Source organism: Niallia sp. FSL W8-0954 (genome assembly GCF_038005605.1).
GTDB classification, from domain to species: Bacteria; Bacillota; Bacilli; order Bacillales; family Cytobacillaceae; genus Niallia; species Niallia circulans_A.
Genome location: NZ_JBBOTN010000001.1, coordinates 1,740,306 through 1,762,243 on the forward strand (window position 1 = coordinate 1,740,306; position 21,938 = coordinate 1,762,243).

Consider the following 21,938-nt stretch of genomic DNA (forward strand, 5'->3'; position numbering starts at 1 on the left):
CGCTTGAAACATTATTTAAATGTAAAAGAAGGAAAAAATAACTGGCCGCGTTATTTAGCGTCTATTTTATTAGCTGTTGGTTTTATGATTGCTGGTTCTATCGTCTATTTTATTGTAGAACTCATACGAATAGAGCTGGATGGGAACGATGCTACTTATATTGATTTGGATACCGGCATGGTGATGGGCGGAAACGGCACAGTTAGTTTATTAATGACACATATTGTTTATATTTTTGCTTTAGTAGGCATATGGATTGGAGTAAGATTTATTCACAAACGAAAATTTCGATCATTAATTACGGGCGATGACAGAGTAAATTGGAAGAAAATAATCTGGGGATTTTTAATATTTGCAGGACTTTTCCTACTTACATCAGGCCTTGATTTCCTATTTAATGCTGATGATTATGCTTGGAATAACGTATCTTTCTCCCAATTTTTCTTTTTATTCCTAGTGGTTCTTCTGTTTGTACCCATTCAAACAACAGTAGAAGAACTTTTATTTAGAGGATTATTATTACAATGGGTTGGTAAAAAAATAAAAAATCCCATTTTATTAGCACTGATAGTTGGAGTAATTTTTGGATCATTGCACTTTTCCAATCCTGAAATGAATGATTCGGCCATTTTAGTAGGTTTAGATTATTTACTTGCTGGTTTTGCCTTGACATTTATTGCGGTGAAAACAGGAAGCTTAGAATTATCGATTGGTGCACATGCTGCAAATAATATGATGATTTTCTTGTTTTTTACATATGATGACTCTGTGGCAGGAAATATTCCAAGTCTATTTCAAATCCTTGAAACAAGTCCACAATACTCAATAATTTGGTCATTGCTAATATTCACGGCCTTTTATTTATTAAGTATTAAAAAATATGGTAGGAAGTCTATAAGCTAGTCTATCTAGTAGTTTAGGAATGAGGAAAATTCTACAATAGAAGAAGGATATAAAAGACTAGTGTATAAAGGATTTCAGTTGCTATGAAACCGAACAGTAATACGACGATGCCGATAAAATCGTATAATTGTTTGGTTTTTTGAATTGCATTAGAAAAAGATGGGATAAAGCACAGGCAATCCCTCTTATAGAAAAATTAGAAATTATCCACCACATTTAAAAAAATATAAATAATTTAATAGAACTAGTTAAATAGAACATATGTTTCTAAATTGAGTCTTAAGCCTCTTACTTTAATAATTCAGAATTGTTAAAATTGTTTTAGAGATATCCATTCTATTATATTAGGAGGCTGTTTAATGAAAAAAGAATGCAGAGTAATTCCTTATCAAGTGAAAGAAGTAATGGACGTTTCTGCAGAAATTCCAAAAGGAATTGAGCTAATTCAGGCACCTGAGTTATGGAAAAAAACAAAGGGAAAAGGGATTACAGTTGCCATATTAGATACTGGCTGTGATATCAATCATCCAGATTTACAAGAGCGAATCATTGGTGGAAAAAACTTTACCGATGATGATAACGGCGATCCAGCTATATATATGGATTATAACGGTCATGGAACACATGTAGCTGGAACAATTGGAGCTTCAGGGAAAGAAGATGGATTAACAGGAGTAGCACCGGAAATTTCACTTTTAATTGTAAAAGTATTAAATGGGCAAGGTTCAGGGCAGTATGAATGGATTATAAATGGAATTTATTATGCAATTGAACAGGGAGCAGATATTATCTCTATGAGTCTTGGCGGGCCAGAAGATGTGGAAGAATTGCATGAGGCTGTGAAAAAGGCAGTTGAAGCGCAAATTTTAGTCGTTTGTGCAGCTGGAAATGAAGGGGATGGCTTAGATTCGACAGAAGAATTAGGTTATCCAGCCGCTTATAATGAAGTAATAAGCGTAGGTGCAGTCGATTTACAGAGAAATAGCTCTCGTTTTTCTAATTCTAATCGAGAAGTTGATTTAGTAGCACCTGGTGAGGAAATTTTGTCTACTTTTTTAGATGGAAAATATGCTAAATTAACTGGAACTTCTATGGCAGCCCCTCATGTAAGTGGAGCTTTAGCATTAATTAAAATAATTAGTAATGAAGCTTTTGAAAGAAATTTAACAGAGCCAGAATTGTATGCACAATTAATTAAGAGAACGATTCCATTAGGAAATAAACCGAGTTTAGAAGGGAATGGGATTCTCTATTTAACAGCTCCGGAAGCTTTGATGGAAAAACTTCAATCCACGGTTCAATTACTTGTGGCTAATAGTTTATAAGAAGAATATCCTTATTAATAAAAAAGTGGACAAACTCCTAAAAGGGTGGTTTGTCCACTTTTCTTATAAAAGAGAAGATGTGAGAGGGCTTATGATATAGGGAATAATCAAATTCCATTACTGAGAGGGTGCTACATAATTTTACCGTAACAAGACAATAGAAATGTTTTAAAAAAAGTAGTAAAGTGAAAGAGGATATTTGTGCGTAACTGGATTTTGATAGAAGGAGAATAAATTGTTGAATACTGTCATTACACGAAAAATGATTTTAGAAATGTGTGGTCCTGTATCTTTAAAAAGAGGGGAAGCATTCTCAAAAAATCATAAGGTGATTTTTAAAGAATATAGAGATAATTATTGTGAAGCTTTCGTTCAAGCATCTGAAGATTTTGCGGTAATGGTTGCAATCGACGGGGAAGAAATAAAAGCAACATGTTCTTGTCCGAAACTAGCTTCTTTTCAAAAAGAATGTCAGCATATTGCAGCTGTATTAGTGGAAATAAAGAAATTTCAAATGAACGGAAAAGCTCCTTCCACTACCGATGAAAAAAACATGGATGTATCGGGAGATTTTTTTGCATTATTTAATCAGAGTGAATCTCTATCAACAAAAAAGCAGCGCCATTTTGAAAAGCGAGAAGTGATTCCAGTTGAATTTATGCTAAAAGTCATTCCAATTGACTCGGAAACCAATCTGTTTGGAATAGAAATTCAGCTATTATCCCATCCAATAAAAGATATTCGCTTGTTTTTAAAAAGAATAAAGAGTGGAAAAGCTTATTCATTTAGTTCGGAATTAGAATTTAATCCAAAGCTTCATTGTGTAAAGGAAGAAAGTGAAGCAATCCTACAAGAGTTAGGAAAAGTAATAGAAGATGAAAGGATATTTTTGAATCATCACCAGGGAGTGAGTAATATATGGGGAGACAGTATTTTGTTAATTCCCCCTTCCTCTTGGATTCCTCTTCGTTCTCATTGGAAGGAATTAGGGTATTATGATCCGAATAAAGGGACAATGGTGCCCTTAAATGTTTCAAATGAAGTCCTGCCTTTAAGATTTCATTTATACCAGCGTGAAATTGGAAGCTATCAATTAAATGTACATGGAATGGAATCCATACAGTTCCTGCATCAATATTATGCTGTCCTGATAGAGGGAAATGTGCGGCAATTGGAAGCAGAAGACTTTAAAAGACTTATTGAGATAAAGAAAATGATGGAAAAAGTTGGCGAGAGTTTTATCCCGATTGCACTCAATCAATTGGATTTCTTTTTAGAAAAGGTTGCCCCAAGCTTAAAAAAACTTGGGGAGGTTCAATTAGAGAGAGAGCTTTCCAAAAAAATCGGGAAGACTCCACTCCAAGCTGAACTCTATTTAGATAGAGTAAACAATCGATTGCTGGCAAGCTTAGAATTTCGTTATGATCATATTGTCATCAATCCAGTTCAAGAACGGGACAAAGAAGTAGAAGCAGTGCTACTTCGAGACTGGAAGAAAGAAGAACAAATTAAAGAGTTAATGGATAGCAGTTCATTTGCAAAAACAGATAGTGGTTATATGCTTTATAATGAGGAATTGGAGTTTGACTTTTTATATTATGTGTTACCGAAGCTGCAGAAGCTTGTTAAAGTTTATGCAACAACAGCTATTAGAAATCGAATTTTCAAGGAAAAAACATGGCCAAGATTTTCGGTGAAATTAAAAAAGGACCGCATTAACTGGCTTGAATTTAAATTTGAGATGGAAGGTTTTCCAGAGCGTGAAATCAAAGGCTTGTTAGCTGCTTTGGAAGAAAAGCGGAAATATTATCGTTTGCAAGATGGTTCTCTATTTGCTTTGCAAACAAGGGAGATGGAGGAAGTACAAAGGTATCTTCAATCTCCACAAATAAAAGACAAGGACTTTATAAGTGGGTTTGAGCTGACACTTTTAGAAAGCTTATCTTTTATAGAAGAAGATCGAAAAATCTTTGCTTTAGATGAATCGTATCAGCAGCTGATTGATTCCTTCTTGCATCCAGAAAAGCTAAATATTAAAGTCCCTGCGGATTTAAACAATGTCTTGAAAACGTATCAAAAAGATGGCTATAAATGGCTGAAAACATTAGCGCAATATCAATTTGGCGGGATTTTAGCGGATGATATGGGTTTAGGAAAAACACTGCAAAGTATTGCCTTTATTCAATCTGAATTGCCTGTGATAAGAAAAGCGAAACAACCGGTGTTAGTTGTATGTCCTTCCTCTTTATTATACAACTGGCAAAGAGAAATCATGAAATTTGCTCCGGCAATACAGTGCCTTATACTTGATGGAGTTAAAAAGGAAAGAGCTGCTCTGCAAAAAGATTTAGAAAACATCGATGTAATCATAACGTCATATCCATTAGTTAGACAGGATATTTCATGGTATGAACAGCAAGTTTTCCATACAGTGCTTTTTGATGAGGCCCAATATTTTAAAAACCCATTATCACAAACGGCAAAAGCAGTGAAGAAACTAAAAGCGGTTAATCGCTTTGCTTTAACTGGCACTCCGCTTGAGAATTCGATTGAAGAACTTTGGTCAATTTTCCATATTGTCTTCCCAGAATTATTCAAAGGTTTGAAGGAATTTGCAAATTTAACCAATAAACAAATTGCGAAAAAAATAAGACCATTTATGCTGCGCCGCTTAAAAGAGGATGTATTAGCCGAACTTCCTGAGAAAAGGGAATGGAGCGAAATAGTGGAATTATTACCAGAACAGAAAAGATTGTATGCAGCCTATCTCGCGAAATTAAGACATGATGCCTTAAAGCATTTAAATAAAGAAACCCTTCGAAAAAATAAGATTAGAATTCTTGCTGGATTAACGAGACTGCGGCAAATATGCTGTCATCCAGCCCTATTTGTTGACAATTATCATGGAAAGTCTGCTAAACTAGATCATCTAATGGAACTAATCGAGGAAGCACAGCGATCTAATCGCAGGGTGCTGATTTTTTCTCAATTTACAAGTATGCTTGAAATAATTGGTCAAGAATTAGCAAAAAAGGGATTAGCCTATTTTTATTTAGATGGGAGCACTCCTTCAGATGAGAGAGTGGAATTATGTCATCGCTATAATTTAGGAGAGCGAGATTATTTTTTAATAAGCTTAAAAGCAGGGGGAACAGGTCTTAATTTAATGACTGCAGATACTGTTATTTTGTATGATACGTGGTGGAATCCAGCGGTCGAAGAACAGGCGGCGGATCGTGCTCACCGCATAGGACAGGAGAATGTAGTGAATGTAATTAAGCTCTTCTCTAAAGGCACAATTGAAGAGAAGATATATGAATTGCAAGAAAAGAAAAAGAATTTAGTAGACGAAATTATCGATTCAGATGATAAAGTAATTTCTTCTCTAACAGAAGAGGACTTAAGAGAATTGTTAAGTTAATCCATTAAAAAAGGAGGCCATTATTTGGGCCTCTTTTTTTCATGTAAATCAATTTTCTTTTTGTTTTGGATACCGCTTGGCTTTTTTGGCAGCTTCACGAAGTAAATACTCAATATGACTATTTATACTGCGGAAATCATCCGCAGCCCATTTTTGCAGGACTTCGTATAGCTCTGGATCAATGCGTAATGGAAAGCTTTTTTTCTTCGTCATTTATACCACTCATTAATATAAAGTACCTGTATTAATTACAGGAGTCGTAGGATTTTCAGAAACAATCGCTACTAGTAAATTATTTACTAATTGTACCTTTCTTTCATCATCTAATTCAATGATTTTATCCTGTTCCAGTTGATTAATGGCCATTTGTGCCATTCCAACTGCTCCTTCGACGATTTTCTGACGAGCAGAAATGATAGCGGAGGCTTGCTGACGCTGTAACATCGCTTGGGCAATTTCAGTAGAATAAGCTAAATGAGTTAATCTGGCTTCAATTACTTCGACTCCTGCGAGATCTAGACGAGCTTGTAATTCGGTCGTTAGTTCATTGGAGACTTCCTCTGCATTTCCCCTTAAGGTTAGTTCTACATTTTCAAATGTATCATATGGATATTTTGTTGCAACATGGCGGATAGCTGTTTCACTTTGTATTTCAACAAATTCTTCGTAATTATCTACATCAAAAATGGCTTTTGCAGAATCAATGACTTTAAAAACAATAACGGCAGCAATTTCAATTGGATTTCCATCAACATCATTTACTTTCAAACGTTTACTATTGAAATTACGCACGCGTAAGGAAATAGTTTTTCGTAAAGTAAGAGGGGTGGTTAAAAATAATCCGCTGCTGCGAATCGTACCAAGGTATTTTCCGAAAAAGGTTACAACAACAGCCTGATTAGGTTGAATAATTGTTATCCCGGTGCCTAGAAGAACAGCTATAAGGAAGAAGGGAATGGCAGCTCCTGGAATTTCCTGTACAAGAAAATAAACTCCAAGAAAAAGGGATATGGCAATAAGTAAAACCCCAATAAACCCATTAAAATGAATCGCATTTTTTTCTTTCAACTGAATCACTCCTATAATTTCAATTTGATATAATTATGATATCACTTCTGTATAAAATTGTAAATCGATTAATGCCAAGATCTTCATAAAAAAAGGAGATAGCTATTAACTATCCCCTGAAAGTTGTACTTTAACTTATTTCTAACAATTCCATTAGTGTTTTGCCAATTATTGTACCAGCCGTTTTTGGTGCAACCTTTGCCGGTAAACCAAGTGCCCAAAGTGTTTCGATATTGTGTTCCTTGGCAGCTGCAAAATCGGTCCCCCCAGGTTTGCTGGCTAAATCAATAATTAAAGCAGTGCTCGATAATTTCTTTATGAGACTAGAAGTTAGAAGCAGTGCTGGAACAGTATTAATAACAATCTGCTGAAGAGGGATTTCTGATTCTAGTGAAGGTTCAAAAATTGCAACTAACCCCATTTCTATCACTCTTGCTTCATCCTCTTTTTTTCGAACTAGAACAGTTACTTTTGCACCGACAGCAGAAAATAGACGAGCGACAGTTTTACCGACTCTGCCAAAACCGAGTACGAGCACTTGAGAATTATGTATTGTAATATCCGTATGCTTGATGGCGAGCATTAGTGCTCCCTCTGCAGTTGGGATGGAATTATGGATGGCCACATCATTTCTTGCAAAAAGAGCAACCAAGTTTCGATGTGTTTCTGTAGCCAATTGTTTTAAATAAGGAGTGATAATGCCGGAATACATAGTACAATTAGTTTTTGTTTTATTAATCATCTCTTTTGTTAAAAAAATCGCCTCTTTAGAAAATAGTGATTCAGCGATACCATCTTCTTGAATGCCCGGAATGGGCAGTAGAATACTATCCACTTCATGAAGCGGAGCTGTTTGCCAATTTACTTTCCTTACATTTTTATAAGAAACAGAGGCATCTTTAAAACCAATTAAATAAATTTTGTTTAGCTTTGGTGCAAGAAGGCGGATTACTTCGAGCTGTCTAGAGTCACCACCGATGATTAATAATACATGATTTTCGTTCAATTTTTTGCACCCTTTCCTTTGTAAATAGTACACCTCCATATAGTAAATATATGGAGGTGTATAATGGTTCAGAATAATTTTTATTGATAGCTAATAGAAAAAAGTGGTGTACTAGGTGGTATGTTTTATTCATTACTCCTAATGTTATGTTATAAGACGCTTGCATTTAACATCCTATTTTTAAATGCTTTAGGCGAGCATTGATTTTCTCTTTTAAAGAGTTTGTAGAATTGCGCCATATTTGTTATGCCGACTTCATAGCTTATTTCTAATATACTTTTGTCGGTTGTTAAAAGTAATAATTCAGCTTTTTTTATTCGCTTTATATTTATATAATCGACAAACGACAATCCCATTACTTTTTTAAAGTACTTGATAAAATAATGATAGCTAAAATTCAGTAGCTTACTGACATCTTCGACAAGTATTCTTTCTTCTAAATGGCTGTCAATATAATCTAAAACGGGTTTAAGTTTGGCAAGGTCTTGTTCTTCTGAATATTGGAGCATATTTTTAGTATCGTTTCTTACACATAAAAGAAGAAGTCGTTTGATGGAATAATTGATAGCAATCTCATAGCCCTTTTCTTTCGTTTGACTTTCTCTATGAATCTCATTTATTAAGGAATGTACTTCTTGTTTTATTTCCTTATTATCTTCAAATATGTAATTTATCTTATCTAATGGATGTGTTAATTCTGAAAAACAATAGAAATAAGGAAGGATACTTTGATCAAAGTGTTTATGTAGATCGATTTGTAAGACAATATAACGCAATTTGCCTTTCTTCACTTTACTTGTTCTGTGTGGTTGTGACGCTCCCATAATAAGAACATCTCCTGAAGTAATCGATAGATACCTCTCTTTTGTTTGTACCGCCAAATCTCCATCAATCATGGCAAGTAATTCTACTTCTTTATGGTAGTGCCAAGGGTAATCATCAACTGGAGTCATTACATGTTCCCTCTCATCATTTATCTCCCACACTTTTAAAGACAATAGAGGGTTTTGATAAATTACTTTTTCATTTACTGGCTGCTTAAAGGTGTGCTTTGTCTCCATTTCCATTTTATGTTCCCCTCCTATTCGACGAGACTATATGGTAAGGTGCTCTTTTCTATTTTAGCAAAAAGCAAGCAAGCAAATGACATAATTGCATAAAAAAATGACAAGATTAAGCATTTTTTTATACGCTTACATTTCATATAATGGAGCCATCATACTGTAAGGGAGAAGGAGTGTTACATAATGATCACAATTTGGAATGAAAATCGGCATGAAAAGAAAAATCCGACCGTAGCAGAAATATATCCAAATGGCATTCATGGTGCGATTGCAGCGTTTTTGGAGAAAGAAGGTTATGAAACACATACTGCAACATTAGATGAACCAGACCATGGATTAACGGAGGAAGTTTTGAATAATACAGACGTATTAGTATGGTGGGGGCATTTAGCACATCACGAGGTAGAAGATGAAATTGTGTTAAAAGTAAAACAGCGTGTTTTAGATGGTATGGGATTAATTGTTTTACATTCTGGTCATTTTTCCAAAATATTTAAAACATTAATGGGTACAACCTGTAATTTAAAATGGCGAGAAGCAGATGATCGCGAACGTTTATGGGTAGTAGCACCTAATCATCCGATTGTGGAAGGAATTAATGAATATATTGAATTAGAAAAGGAAGAAATGTATGGCGAACATTTCGATATACCTGCACCAGATGAATTGATCTTCACAAGCTGGTTTGAAGGTGGAGAGGTATTCCGGAGTGGCTGCACATATGCAAGAGGAAATGGGAAGGTGTTTTATTTTAGACCAGGGCATGAGACATACCCAACCTATCATCATCAAGAAATTCAGCAAGTTATTATTAATGCAGTCAAATGGGCTGCACCAGTGAAAAGAGAAAAGCCTGTTTATGGCAACGCTCAGCCTTTAGAGACAATTTCAGATAAATAATATAGAGGGGGAAAATATAATGGCTTCATTAAAAGTAGGCGTAATTGGATGTGGAAGTATCGCACAACATCGTCATATTCCTGAATATCTATTGAATAAACAAGTGGAATTGGTTGCTGTCTGTGACATCAATGAGGAAAGAGCAACTGAAATTGCGGAAAAATATCAAGCGCAAGCATTTACCGATTATAAAGAATTATTAAAAATGGATGGGATAGATGCGGTTAGTGTGTGTACGCCAAACTATCTTCATGCCCCTATTTCTATTGATGCTTTGAATGCTGGCAAAAATGTTCTTTGTGAAAAGCCAATGGCAACATCAAAAGAAGAGGCTGAGCAAATGATAAAAGCTGCTAAAAAGAGTGGAAAAAAATTGATGATTGGACATAACCAACGTTTTGTTGCATCCCATCAAAAAGCACATCAATTAATTAAAAGCGGAGAAATTGGTAAGGTGTACAGTTTCCGCACAACATTTGGTCATGGTGGTCCAGAAGGCTGGAGTGTTGATGGTAAAGAGAGCTGGTTCTTTAAAAAAGAAGAAGCATTTATTGGTGCTATGGGAGATTTAGGTGTTCATAAAGCAGATTTATTAAGATTTGTATTAGGAGAGGAATTTACAGAGGTGGGAGCATTTGTAGAAACGAATGCAAAAGACTTCTCTACTGTAGATGATAATGCTGTTTGTATATTAAAAACAGATAGCGGCATAATTGGAACGTTGACTGCAAGCTGGGCTTATCGTGGAAAAGAAGATAATTCAACTGTTATTTATGCAGAAAAAGCCGTCATTCGTTTAGAAGATGATCCAAACTATTCGTTAATTATCCAATATACCAATGGGGAAAAAGTAAATTATGAATTAGGCAGAATTCAATCAAATAGTGATGGTGGACAAAATAAGACTGGTGTTATAGATCATTTTGTGGAAAGTATTTTAGAAGATAAAGAGCCACTTATTAGTGGAGAAGAAGGAAAAAAATCTTTGGCGATCATTCTCGCAGCCTTGGAATCACAAGCAACGAAGACTATTACCAAAATATAGTGCATATATAGAAAGAATACAGGAAAATTGGAAGGAATGGGGAGGAGTTCACATGAAATTAGGCGTGTTTACCGTATTATTTGCAGACAAATCATTTGAAGAAATGCTTGATGCAGTAAAAGAAGCTGGCATTCAAGCAGTTGAAATAGGTACTGGCGGTTATCCTGGAAACAAACATTGTAATGTAGATGAATTATTAGAATCAGAAGAAAAGAGAAAAGAATATCTAGAAAAGGTGACAGAACGTGATTTAATCATAAGTGCATTCAGTTGTCACGGAAATCCAATCTCACCTGAAGAAGCATTTGCAAAGGAATCGCATGAAACACTGCTTAAAACAATCAAACTAGCATCTTTGATGAATGTTCCGGTTGTAAACTGCTTTTCAGGAACGGCTGGGGATCATGATGGTGCGAAATATCCTAACTGGCCAGTTACGCCATGGCCAAATGAATATTCTGATGTGAAAAAATGGCAATGGCAAGAAAAGTTAATCCCTTATTGGAAAGAAGTAGGGCATATTGCAAAAGAAAGTGGTGTGAAGATTGGTTTAGAGCTCCATGGTGGATTCCTAGTGCATACTCCATACACCTTATTAAAATTACGAGAGGAAACTTGTGATGCGATTGGTGCAAACTTGGATCCAAGTCACTTATGGTGGCAAGGTATTAATCCAGTTGCGGCGATTAAAATTTTGGCAAAGGAAAAAGCTATTCATCACTTTCATGCAAAAGATACGTATATTGACCAGGATAATGTTAACATGTATGGCTTAACAGATATGCAGCCATACGGTGAAGTTCAGACAAGGGCTTGGACATTTCGTTCCGTTGGATGTGGACATAGTGTTAGTGAATGGTCAGATATGATGAGTGCTTTAAGAACATATGGGTACGATTATGTTGTCAGCATTGAACATGAAGATCCAATTATGTCGATTAGGGAAGGATTAACAAGAGCGGTTACTAATTTGAAATCTGTTTTAATTGAAGATGCTCCTTCTCAAATGTGGTGGGTTTAGATTTATTAAGTATATTTAGAAAATACTTGAACAAATAGACATTCGTTAAATAGTGGAAACGGGGGAGAGAAACATGTCCAAATTAAAGGTAGCGATTATTGGTTGTGGTAATATTTTTCCTATGCATGCTCAATCAATTGTCTCAAGAGAGGATGCAGAGTTAGTAGCAGTTTGTGATGTAAAGCCTGAACGAGCAGAAGAAAAAGCCAAAATTTATGGCTGTGCCGCTTATACAGACTATAAGGAAATGTTTGAACAGGAAAGCTTAGATGTGTTGCATATTTGTCTGCCACATCATTTGCATGCACCAGTGACAATTGAAGCTGCGAAAAAACAGATTCATATATTAACAGAAAAACCAATGTCTATTCATTATGATGATGCTGTTGAAATGGTGGAAACAGCGAAGGAGAATAAGGTTACCCTTGGTGTCATTTTTCAAAATCGTTATAATCCTGGCTCCCAGCTCATAAAGAAAATGTTGGATAATGGAGAACTTGGCAAGATCAAATCAGGAAAACTATCTGTTACATGGGACCGTTCTGATGAGTATTATCAAAAAAGTGATTGGAAAGGGACATGGGAGAAAGAAGGCGGCGGAGTTATAATTGATCAAGCAATTCATACAATGGATTTGATGAGATGGTTTGTGAATGCCGACATTAACTATGTAGATGCATCAATAAGCAATCGTGCACATGAAATTATTGAGGTGGAAGATGCAGCTGAAGGAGTTATAGCATATAAGAATGGCATTGTTACTGCTTTTCATGCTATAAATTATTATACGTACGACGCGCCAGTTGAAATTGAGCTGCATTGTGAAAAGGGAATTGCCAAAATGGTTGCTGATCGGGCAACTGTACGATTAATGGATGGAAGAGAATTTATCGCAGATAATAATCCTCAAGAAACTTTTCATTATGAAAATGGAGTCAAAGGGTATTGGGGAGTTAGTCATGTAAAGCAAATCAATAATTTTTACGATTCGTTGGCAACAGGAATTCCTTTAGATGTCACGGGGGAAGAAGCATTAAAAACACAAAAAATGATTTGTGCCGTATATGAATCAGGAAAGAAAAAAGAACGTGTTTACTTTAAATCGACGGTAGAATCCATACAATAGCAGCATTTTGAAAAAGGCTATATGGCTTCCAGCTTTCTAGGGAGGATATAGCCTTTTGCTTTTAAAGTCAATTTACATGCTTTTAAACATTTGTTATAAAAAACACTTTACAAATCGTAATGGTTACGGTTAATATAATAAAGTCGATAGAACAATCTTTTATATGCTCCATCTAATTTTATAAATCGTAACAGTTTCGATCTGATTGTTTTAAAGTTTATATGGTTAAATAAAATTACATTTGCACGAACAGATGATAGGAGTTAAATTGAGGATAAAAAACTGTCGAGAGATTAAGTGACTTTCTAGTTCTTCCGGAGGATAGTGTAAGGCAAACTGAGAATAGAAGTTTTTGAACAATTGCTATATCCATTGTTTTCATACATAATTTTAACTTTGATCTTACAGCACTTCTTATATCTTGGGTATGAATAAATAAAGGTTTGGTCATTATGTGAGTAAAAAAACACTGGTTTGTACAGAAACAGAGATCGCAATTAAAATTAAGGAGAACAGAATAATCCAAATCGAATGTAGTTTATATTGTTTAATATTATAGAGAAATGCATAAAGAAAGTAAATAAAAGGCAGGGGGATAAAAATGGGAAAAAAATTTAAATTAGTAACGATTATGTTACTTGCAATATTGGTGATAGCTGCATGTGGCAAAGGAGAAAATAATGATTCGAACGGGGCAAATAAAGAGAAACTAAAAATCATGACTACCTTTTATCCTATGTATGAGTTTACAAAAAATATAGCTGGTGACAAGGCAGATGTAACATTACTTATTCCTTCGAATCAAGAACCACATGGATGGGAGCCAACACCAAAAGATATCGCCAATGTGCAAACTTCAGATTTATTTGTTTTTAATAGTATATATATGGAAAATTTTGTAGATACAATTAAATCTGCTGTTGATAATAAAGAAACAGTATTTGTTGAAGCAAGCAAAGGTATTACCTTAAAAGAGGGATTAACAGATGAGCATGATCATGAAGGGGAAGAAGCTGACCATGACCATGAAAGTGAAGAGGCGGAAGATGGGCATAGTCATGAGAAAGATCCTCATGTTTGGTTAAGTCCAGCGTTAGCGATTAAAGAAGTAGAAACAATTACGGAGAGCATAATCAAAGTAGATCCTGATAATAAAGAAACATATCAAAAAAATAGTGAAAAATATATTGCAAAATTAACAGCACTTGATCAAAAATATAGTGATGATCTTAGCAAAGTAGCGAAAAAAGAAATGATTACACAACATGCTGCATTTGGATATTTAGCAAGTGAATATGGATTAACTCAAGTACCAATCTCTGGGATATCACCAGACCAAGAACCGAATGCACAAAGATTAGCGGAATTAAAAGATTTTGCAAAAGAACATGATATTAGCGTTATTTATTTTGAAGAAACGGCTTCGCAAAAAGTTGCAGATACGCTTGCCACTGAAATTGGGGCAAGAACAGAAGTACTAAGCACTTTAGAAGCACTAAGCAAGAAAGATGAAGAAAGTGGAATGGATTATATTAAGGTAATGGAACGTAACTTAGAAAAAATTGTCCAGGCACAACAATAATTGACTCTTCTCTTATAGCCTCTCTTGGAGTTTTTTAAATTCCAATTGAGGCTTTTTGTATGGGAGAAATCGATGGTTGCCTTGCGAAAGAACCACATGCTATTGTATAAATGAAAACGTTCTATGGAGGGATGATTGGGATGGAAGCAAATAAACGATTCTTGTTTATAGGAGATAGTATTACACAGGCGGGAAGAATGGAAGATAGGGAAGGCATTGGTTATGGCTATGTTCGTTATATTAAAGACTACTTTACTATTAATCAACCAGAAGTCTTGCCGAATATTGTTAATAAAGGGATAGATGGAAATAGAATCACTGACTTAGAACAACGCTGGGAAGCAGATGTTCTGACCTTACGTCCAGATCTAGTTTCTATATCAATTGGAATTAATGATGTATGGAGACAATTAGACCAACCTCAACTAGAACAGGTTACTCCAGCTAAATTTAGCGCTATTTACGAACGTTTATTAGAAAAAGTAAAAAAACATACAAATGCCAGTATTTTTTTGATGGAGCCAACCATTATTGAGGAAGCGATTGAAGCAAAAGGCAATATTCTTTTAAAAGATTATGTAACAGTCATTCATCATATAGCAGCCAAATATGATGCAGTGGTTGTGCCTACACATCAAGTATTCATGGAGTATTTACAAAAACAAAATAATCAAGTATTAACGACAGATGGAGTACATATGAATTCTGCTGGTAATATGCTAATGGCGCAAACATGGTTACAGGTATACAAAAAGTTTAAGGAAGATAAAAGTAGTTTTAGATAATCGATAAAAAGAGGAAAGGATTGAAAACATGTCTCTTATCCATAGACTAACTAATTTAAAATCTATTTAAAAGGATATAGAGACATCATCATAATAGAAAAGAAAGTCTTTCCTAAACCGAAATATCAAGGTATGATAGGGGAAATAAATAGAAAGAGAGTGACAACTATCATGACGATGCGACTTAGAGATTGGGATCGGAATTTAAAGATTCGTCTTGCTGGTGAATCAACTGTTAATGTAACATTTTGGATGTTTTTCCCATTTTTAGCGATATACTTTACAGAATCCTTTGGGAAATCAATTGCAGGATTCTTATTAATACTTTCTCAAGCCTTTTCTGTTGTTGCCAATTTGCTTGGCGGCTATTATGCTGATAAATTCGGTAGAAAGAAAATGATGGTAATATCAAGTCTTGCCCAAGGAATTGCCTATTTAATCTTTGCTTTTGCTAGCTCTCCGTGGCTTGATTCCCCAGCTATTAGTTTTATCTGTTTCACTGTTATCAGCTTGTTTACTAGTATTTATTGGCCAGCAAGCCAAGCGATGGTTGCCGATGTAGTAAAAGAAAAAGACAGAAGCAGTGTTTTTGCTATTTTTTATACTTCTACCAATATTGCAGTAGTAATTGGTCCGATTCTTGGCGGTTTCTTTTATAAAGATTACCGTTTTTTCCTCCTTTTAGCAGCTGGACTATTAAATATTATATTGAGTATGGTATTAAAAATTTGGATTGCTGAAACGGCTCCGCCATATAAAGAACTAGATAATAAGAAAAAGAATTGGGCTATGGCGCTTGGGGCACAGTTAAAAGATTATCAGGTGATAGTAAGAGACCGAACTTTCTTACTGTTTATTTTAGCGGGAGTATTAATAGGGCAAACCTTTATGCAACTAGATTTATTATTACCAGTCTATGTAGATGAAATGGTTGTTACACAAAACTTATTTTCTCTTGGCAATTGGTCTCTAGAAATTCAAAGTACACAAGCTTTTGGATTAATACTTGCAGAAAATGGCTTGGTCGTAGCCTTATTTACCATAATTGTTACAAGATGGATGTCTAAATTTAAAGAGAAGAATGTTTTTATTATTTCCTCCTTTATTTATGCGATTGCAGTTATCATGTTTAGCCAAACTAATTTAATTTGGGGGTTAATGTTCGCCATGCTCTTATTTAGTTTTGCAGAGTTGATGACAGCAGGAATTCAACAAAGTTTTATTTCTGAGATTGCTCCCGAGGATCAACGTGGTAAATATTTTGCGGCAGCAAGTCTGCGGTTCACTTTTTCAAAAATGATTGCTCCATTATCCATTCCGATGAGTGCCTGGTTCGGATTTAAATGGACATTCTTCATTATTGCTATATTAGCGATAATAAGTGCGTTCATTTATCAAGTGATGTTCAAACAATTTGAAACAAAAAAAAGAAAGTTAAATATAGTGAAACCACTATGAGGAGTATAAAGGATGGAAATTTCCAGCTTGGACGTGGGCTTTATAATCTGATCATTTTCTAATATAACACTTTCCTAATGGCTATTTTTATAACTAATTAGGAAGGTGTTTTTTCTTTTAAAGGCTTTAATTCTAATAAGGGGATTGATTTACATGATTTTATCCAAACCTTTTTCTCCTGTATGTCGTCTAATTATTAGGTAAGGAGGTTTATTGTTTTGGAAGAATTGTCAGCATGCTGGAAAGAAATAGACAATAAAGAAGAAGTATTTGATGAAATTATGACTACATATGGACAAGAGCTATTACATTTAGTCTTTTCTTATGTCAAAAATGAAGCGATCGCAGAAGAATTAACACAAGATATTTTTGTGAAAGTATATTATTCCATCCATAAATATAAAGGGAAATCTAGTTTTCGAACATGGATTTGGAGAATTGCTATTAACCACTGTAAAGATTATTTGAAAAGCTGGTATACAAAAAATGTTATAAAAGTGGATGACGAATATATTTATGGAGAAGACAGTAAAGAAAATATTGAACAAACCATTGTTCAAAAAGAGGAAGAACAATGGCTTGTGCAGGCTGTGATGAGTTTACCTATTCTGTATCGAGAAATTATCTTCCTCTTTTATTTCGAAGAATTAACGATAAAGGAGATTGCCAGGATAATAGGGGTTAATGAAAATACGATCAAAACCCGATTAAGAAGAGCGAAGCAATTATTAAAAAAGATTGGAGATGAAGAAAAATGGAAAAACGACTAAAAAACCTTCAAGCTGGTTTGAAAAATACTTATTTTAATCATCTTTCATTTACTGCTGAGCATCGCAAAGAAATTATGAAAAAAATTCAAATAAAGAATAAGGAAGAGGAGATTCTTTTAGCAGCTTTGCAATTACTTCATACTAGAAAAACTGGTTTTGAATTAACAGAGTTGTTACGTGCTCGCGGCTTTCAAAAGTTTGAGAATCAAGAAGGATTTATCTATACTTTTCTGCATCGATTGGAACAGAGAAATATAATTGCATCAGAGTGGGACAATAACAAGGTAAAATATTACCATATAGACCGTAAAGGAAAAAAGCTCGAAAAAAAGTTGGCAGCAGAAGGGGGACGCAGCAAAAATATTAGAGAACTGATAGATTGGGTGTACGTAAATGAATAATAAACATTTATTTTTAGATAAAGTGACGGAGCAAGTGAAATCGAAAGAAGCAAAGGAATCGATTAAATTAGAAATGGAGTATCATATCCAACTTGCAAAAAAGGGATGGATGAAAAAAGGGTGGACAGAAAACGAAGCAGAAGAAAAAGCAATTAATGAAATGGGAAGTCCTTCCCAATTGGGACGAGAGTTAAGTGAAATCTATCGTCCAACGATTGATTGGGCTATCGTTATTTTAACAGTGAGTCTGTTAATGATAGGAATATTGCCAGCATTATCTTCTTCTTTTCATTTTATCACGCTAAAGTTATTAATGACTTTCTTAGGGATTGCAATAGTCATTGGTTTTATGTATGTGGACTATCGTAAATTTGCTGATTTTGGATATTTATTTTATTCAATAGGATCGTTGTTATTGATATCTATTATTTTCTTTGGCAATCTTATGATTAATGGAATGAATTATATAAAAATTGGACCAATTATACTCCAAGGCATAATGGCCATCCCCTTTTTTTTATTAGCCTGGGCTTCCTTTTTTAGTAAGAAAGAATTTACATATGTTTCTTTCTTGTGCTTATTTTTCTTTTCATGTGTTTTATTTCTCTTCGGATTTGATAGTATTTCTACTGTTTTTATTTATATTTTTACAGTCGCAATCATGCTATCTTGGAGCCGCTTTTCTAAAAGGAAAGTCCTTATTACATATGGAATAGGAACAATCCTTCTTTTAGGGCTTCTTTTTCTTACAAGAGGAAGTTATCAATTAAATAGACTAATGGCATTTCTATTTCCTGAAAGATATGCCGAAGAAGCTGGTTATTTTTATTTATATCGCCAAAAAATGTGGGCTGATTTAAAATGGGTTGGTTCACCAGATATGGAAGTATTAACTTTTATTAATAATACAGACACAGTTTTTCTGCAAATCACCTATCAATTTGGATACATGATGGCTGTAATTCTTGTATTGTTATTCGGAGCACTTATTCTAAAGATGATCGCCAATGTCAAAAAAATAAAGCATCCATATGCGAAATTTCTATTAATAGGATCTATTACACTGTATAGTGTTCAAGTTGTTTATAATCTAGGAATGTGTGTAGGACTTCTACCGGTTATTTCATTATCCTTGCCATTCATAAGCTATGGTCTTGTTCCAACCGTTATTAATGCTTTATTAATTGGTCTTATCTTAAGTATTATTCGTAGAAAAAACTTTCAATAATGTGTGGGGGGCACGATATGATTAGAATGTATCTTGAGTCAATGATTATTTACATATTGATTGGATCACCAATTTATCTGTTAAGTCGATATTTATACGTTAAATATAAAACACAACAAATAGTATGGATGAAAGAAACCCTCCTCTTCCTGTTTGTGATGTTCTGCACAGGGGTAGCATCCCAGACCATTATTCCCCATTGGTATTTGATAGTGGAGGATGGTAAGCAGCAGCTTTCTATTCAATGGTCTGAGGGATTAAGAAGTATTAATCTTATCCCTTTTGCCACGATCATTTCCTATTTTGCCCTAGAAAATGATCAAGTAAGTAATTGGAATGAAGTGTCACGGATCAATCTATTAGGGAATATTGTTATTTTTGTCCCTTTTGGTATTTTTCTCCCATTATTATGGAAAGCATTCAGAAAGTTTTCCTCCTTATTTTGGATAGCTATTGGTATTCCTCTTTTAATAGAAATCCTTCAATTATTCATAGGGAGAAGTACGGATATTGATGATGTAATATTAAATGCCTTAGGGATTATGTTTGGGTTTAGTCTTTATAAAATCTTCCAGAATTTTTTTCATAAAGGGAAAGATTCTGGCGTGAGAAAGAATAGTAAATAATGCAGCAGGCAATAGGCTAACTTTATGTCAGCCTATTTAAGAACTCTTTAGCTACCTTAGAAATACCTTTGTCTATTGGATAAATATATCCAAAGTAATAGGTATTTATTATGGTATCAACGAAAGGCAGAGTTACATAGCTATCATTGTTTGCTAACCCAGTTATTGTTTTAAATGCATAATCATAGCCAATGTTAATGGCTGTATTTCTTTCTAAGGCATACCGAATAGTTTCCACATTGTTGGTTGTAAATAGAATTTCCATGTCATTTTCGACAATAGCTAAATTTTGCACGAATTCTAAAATAGAATGATCATTATACAAAATAATTGGCTGGTTTATTAACATTTTCTCTGTAATATATTCATTGTTTGCTAAAGGTGAGTTTTTATTTACTGCTACAACCATGCATCCATCATATAGTTTATGGAAACGCAAGCTACTGTTTTTCTTGATATCCTCCGCTGTATAAATAATGAAACCGATATCTACTTCTTCTTTTTTTACTTTTTCAATAATATGCTGTGAGTTATCTTCCTCAATAGATGCCTTTATGTAAGGGAATTCTTTTTTGTATAAAGTAATCTGATCAGCTAATAAATCCAGAGGTCCAGGGAAAGTTGCAATTTTTAACTCACCTTTGAGGATATGGACAAAGCTTTCAGCTTCATCTAAAAACTCTTGTAATTTCTCTAGTACGCCGTTAGCTTTTTGGATGAGTATTTTTCCTTCCTCAGTTGGATAGGTTCCCTTTCTAGAGCGATGGAAAATTTCAATGTTCAACTCTTTCTCTAGCTTTGTTACGGACTGACTAAGCGCAGGTAAAGAAATATTCAACTTAGTTGCAGCTGTCTTTAAAGAGCTGGAATGAGAGATTTCAACAATATATTTTAATTGTTCTATATTCATATGTAGCTCCTTTCTTAAAAACTAGAATATAGTTAAGTAATCGTTAACTATAGTTAATTATAATATAATTTTAAATTAATCATATAAGTACTATAATTAAATTGTTTCTGAAACTTAAGTTTTTTAAGGCCTTAAATAACAAGTTGCTCAAAATAAAAGATACGGCTATAAACCTATTAAGGTCAAAGGGGATGGATGGTAAAAATGAAAGCATTAAGATGGCATAACCAAAAAGATATTCGCTTAGAGAACATAGAAGAACCGCAAGTAGCGCCAGGAAAGGTAAAACTTAAAGTAAAGTGGTGTGGAATTTGCGGCAGTGATTTACATGAATATTTAGGAGGTCCTATCTTTATACCAGTGGATCAACCACATCCTTTAACAAATGAAGTGGCTCCTGTAACATTAGGACATGAATTTTCTGGAGAAATAGTAGAAATTGGAGAAGGCGTAACTGACTATCAAGTGGGAGATCGTGTGGTGGTCGAACCTATTTTTGCTACACATGGTCATCAAGGTGCTTATAACTTAGATGAGAATATGGGATTTCTTGGTTTAGCAGGTGGCGGAGGAGGTTTCTCTGAATATGTTTCTGTCGATACAGAATTACTGCATAAATTGCCAGATGAATTATCCTACGAACAAGGCGCATTAGTAGAACCTTCTGCTGTTGCTTTATACGCTGTAAGATCAAGTAAAATACAGGCAGGGGATACGGCAGCAGTTTTTGGCTGTGGACCAATTGGACTGTTAGTAATAGAAGCTTTAAAGGCAGCGGGAGCAACAGATATATATGCAGTTGAGCTTTCTCCTGAACGCCAGGCAAAAGCAGAAGAACTTGGTGCAATTGTTGTAAATCCAGCTGATTATGAAGATGTAGTTGCAGAACTTGTTCGCCGTACAAATGGTGGAGTAGATGTCTCTTTTGAAGTAACTGGTGTTCCAGTAGTTTTAAGACAAGCCATTCAATCTACTACAATTTCTGGAGAAACTGTTATAGTAAGTATTTGGGAAAAAGGGGCTGAAATTCTCCCTAATGATATTGTTATTAAAGAACGTACTATTAAGGGGATTATTGGTTATCGAGATGTATTTCCAAGTGTGTTAAATTTAATGAGAAAAGGCTATTTTTCAGCAGATAAATTGGTAACTAAAAAGATTAAATTAGATGAAGTGGTTGAAGAGGGTTTCCAATCGCTGATATCTGAAAAAAATCAAGTGAAGATATTAGTAAGTGCAGAATAAACAAAGTAATGATAGCAAACAAGGATGTCCATTAAAGGAACATCCTTGTTTTTT

The 21,938-nt window shown here is 34.5% G+C and carries 20 protein-coding genes; 15 read left to right on the forward strand and 5 right to left on the reverse strand.

Annotated features, from left to right (window positions below; translation table 11 throughout):
• Positions 1-3 precede the first annotated feature (3 nt).
• From NX902_RS08495 to NX902_RS08505, 3 genes are all read left to right on the forward strand, one after another.
• Complete coding sequence (locus NX902_RS08495; protein ID WP_123259655.1) at positions 4-903, forward strand: CPBP family intramembrane glutamic endopeptidase; 900 nt, start codon at positions 4-6, stop codon at positions 901-903.
• A 359-nt stretch (positions 904-1,262) separates the two neighbouring features.
• Positions 1,263-2,228 (forward strand): S8 family peptidase, encoded by a 966-nt coding sequence (locus tag NX902_RS08500; protein WP_123257372.1) that lies wholly within the window; start codon positions 1,263-1,265, stop codon positions 2,226-2,228.
• A 262-nt stretch (positions 2,229-2,490) separates the two neighbouring features.
• Positions 2,491-5,649 (forward strand): DEAD/DEAH box helicase, encoded by a 3,159-nt coding sequence (locus NX902_RS08505; RefSeq protein ID WP_341160685.1) that lies wholly within the window; start codon positions 2,491-2,493, stop codon positions 5,647-5,649.
• Positions 5,650-5,697: 48 nt separating this feature from the next.
• Here the strand turns inward: NX902_RS08505 and NX902_RS08510 are convergent, their stop codons facing one another.
• The 4 genes from NX902_RS08510 to NX902_RS08525 form a co-directional block, all read right to left on the reverse strand.
• Complete coding sequence (locus NX902_RS08510) at positions 5,698-5,862, reverse strand: ribbon-helix-helix domain protein (RefSeq protein ID WP_047942897.1); 165 nt, start codon at positions 5,860-5,862, stop codon at positions 5,698-5,700.
• A 12-nt stretch (positions 5,863-5,874) separates the two neighbouring features.
• Positions 5,875-6,717 (reverse strand): SPFH domain-containing protein, encoded by an 843-nt coding sequence (locus tag NX902_RS08515; protein ID WP_095333120.1) that lies wholly within the window; start codon positions 6,715-6,717, stop codon positions 5,875-5,877.
• Positions 6,718-6,847: 130 nt separating this feature from the next.
• Positions 6,848-7,723 (reverse strand): dipicolinate synthase subunit DpsA, encoded by an 876-nt coding sequence (gene dpsA / locus NX902_RS08520; RefSeq protein WP_235973243.1) that lies wholly within the window; start codon positions 7,721-7,723, stop codon positions 6,848-6,850.
• Between the two features lie 149 nt (positions 7,724-7,872).
• Positions 7,873-8,790, reverse strand: coding sequence for a helix-turn-helix domain-containing protein (locus NX902_RS08525; protein WP_123257376.1), 918 nt, complete (start codon positions 8,788-8,790; stop codon positions 7,873-7,875).
• Between the two features lie 180 nt (positions 8,791-8,970).
• On the opposite strand from NX902_RS08525, the gene NX902_RS08530 reads away from it, so the two are divergent.
• The 11 genes from NX902_RS08530 (at position 8,971) to NX902_RS08580 (ending at position 19,729) form a co-directional block, all read left to right on the forward strand.
• Positions 8,971-9,687, forward strand: coding sequence for a ThuA domain-containing protein (locus NX902_RS08530; RefSeq protein ID WP_095333114.1), 717 nt, complete (start codon positions 8,971-8,973; stop codon positions 9,685-9,687).
• Positions 9,688-9,706: 19 nt separating this feature from the next.
• Positions 9,707-10,732: a Gfo/Idh/MocA family protein gene (locus NX902_RS08535; protein ID WP_163188229.1), complete on the forward strand. Its 1,026-nt coding sequence runs from the start codon at positions 9,707-9,709 to the stop codon at positions 10,730-10,732.
• 52 nt (positions 10,733-10,784) lie between these two features.
• The gene (locus tag NX902_RS08540; RefSeq protein WP_163188227.1) at positions 10,785-11,753 is read left to right on the forward strand and encodes a sugar phosphate isomerase/epimerase family protein; all 969 of its coding nucleotides are present in this window, start codon (positions 10,785-10,787) and stop codon (positions 11,751-11,753) included.
• 73 nt (positions 11,754-11,826) lie between these two features.
• On the forward strand, positions 11,827-12,879 hold the full coding sequence (locus tag NX902_RS08545) for a Gfo/Idh/MocA family protein (RefSeq protein WP_163188225.1): 1,053 nt from the start codon (positions 11,827-11,829) through the stop codon (positions 12,877-12,879).
• Positions 12,880-13,480: 601 nt separating this feature from the next.
• Complete coding sequence (locus NX902_RS08550; RefSeq protein WP_123259650.1) at positions 13,481-14,461, forward strand: metal ABC transporter substrate-binding protein; 981 nt, start codon at positions 13,481-13,483, stop codon at positions 14,459-14,461.
• A 140-nt stretch (positions 14,462-14,601) separates the two neighbouring features.
• Positions 14,602-15,246, forward strand: coding sequence for an SGNH/GDSL hydrolase family protein (locus tag NX902_RS08555; protein ID WP_171509500.1), 645 nt, complete (start codon positions 14,602-14,604; stop codon positions 15,244-15,246).
• A gap of 177 nt (positions 15,247-15,423) precedes the next feature.
• On the forward strand, positions 15,424-16,704 hold the full coding sequence (locus NX902_RS08560) for an MDR family MFS transporter (RefSeq protein ID WP_163188251.1): 1,281 nt from the start codon (positions 15,424-15,426) through the stop codon (positions 16,702-16,704).
• A gap of 218 nt (positions 16,705-16,922) precedes the next feature.
• Positions 16,923-17,474, forward strand: a complete 552-nt coding sequence (locus NX902_RS08565) for a sigma-70 family RNA polymerase sigma factor (RefSeq protein ID WP_095333104.1) — start codon at positions 16,923-16,925, stop codon at positions 17,472-17,474.
• Complete coding sequence (locus NX902_RS08570) at positions 17,459-17,875, forward strand: PadR family transcriptional regulator (RefSeq protein ID WP_163188223.1); 417 nt, start codon at positions 17,459-17,461, stop codon at positions 17,873-17,875. Before NX902_RS08565 ends, NX902_RS08570 begins: the two co-directional genes overlap by 16 nt.
• A complete protein-coding gene (locus NX902_RS08575; RefSeq protein ID WP_095333100.1) occupies positions 17,868-19,103 on the forward strand; it encodes an FtsW/RodA/SpoVE family cell cycle protein in 1,236 nt (411 codons plus the stop codon). The genes NX902_RS08570 and NX902_RS08575 overlap by 8 nt, the downstream gene beginning before the upstream one ends.
• Before the next feature lie 17 nt (positions 19,104-19,120).
• Positions 19,121-19,729, forward strand: coding sequence for a VanZ family protein (locus NX902_RS08580; RefSeq protein ID WP_163188221.1), 609 nt, complete (start codon positions 19,121-19,123; stop codon positions 19,727-19,729).
• A 22-nt stretch (positions 19,730-19,751) separates the two neighbouring features.
• Here the strand turns inward: NX902_RS08580 and NX902_RS08585 are convergent, their stop codons facing one another.
• Positions 19,752-20,639 carry a LysR family transcriptional regulator gene (locus tag NX902_RS08585; protein WP_095333096.1) on the reverse strand — a complete coding sequence of 296 codons (888 nt, stop codon included), beginning with the start codon at positions 20,637-20,639 and terminating at the stop codon, positions 19,752-19,754.
• 204 nt (positions 20,640-20,843) lie between these two features.
• Here NX902_RS08585 and NX902_RS08590 point away from each other — a divergent pair, with 204 nt between their 5' ends.
• Positions 20,844-21,884 carry a 2,3-butanediol dehydrogenase gene (locus NX902_RS08590; protein WP_095333203.1) on the forward strand — a complete coding sequence of 347 codons (1,041 nt, stop codon included), beginning with the start codon at positions 20,844-20,846 and terminating at the stop codon, positions 21,882-21,884.
• Positions 21,885-21,938: the final 54 nt, after the last annotated feature.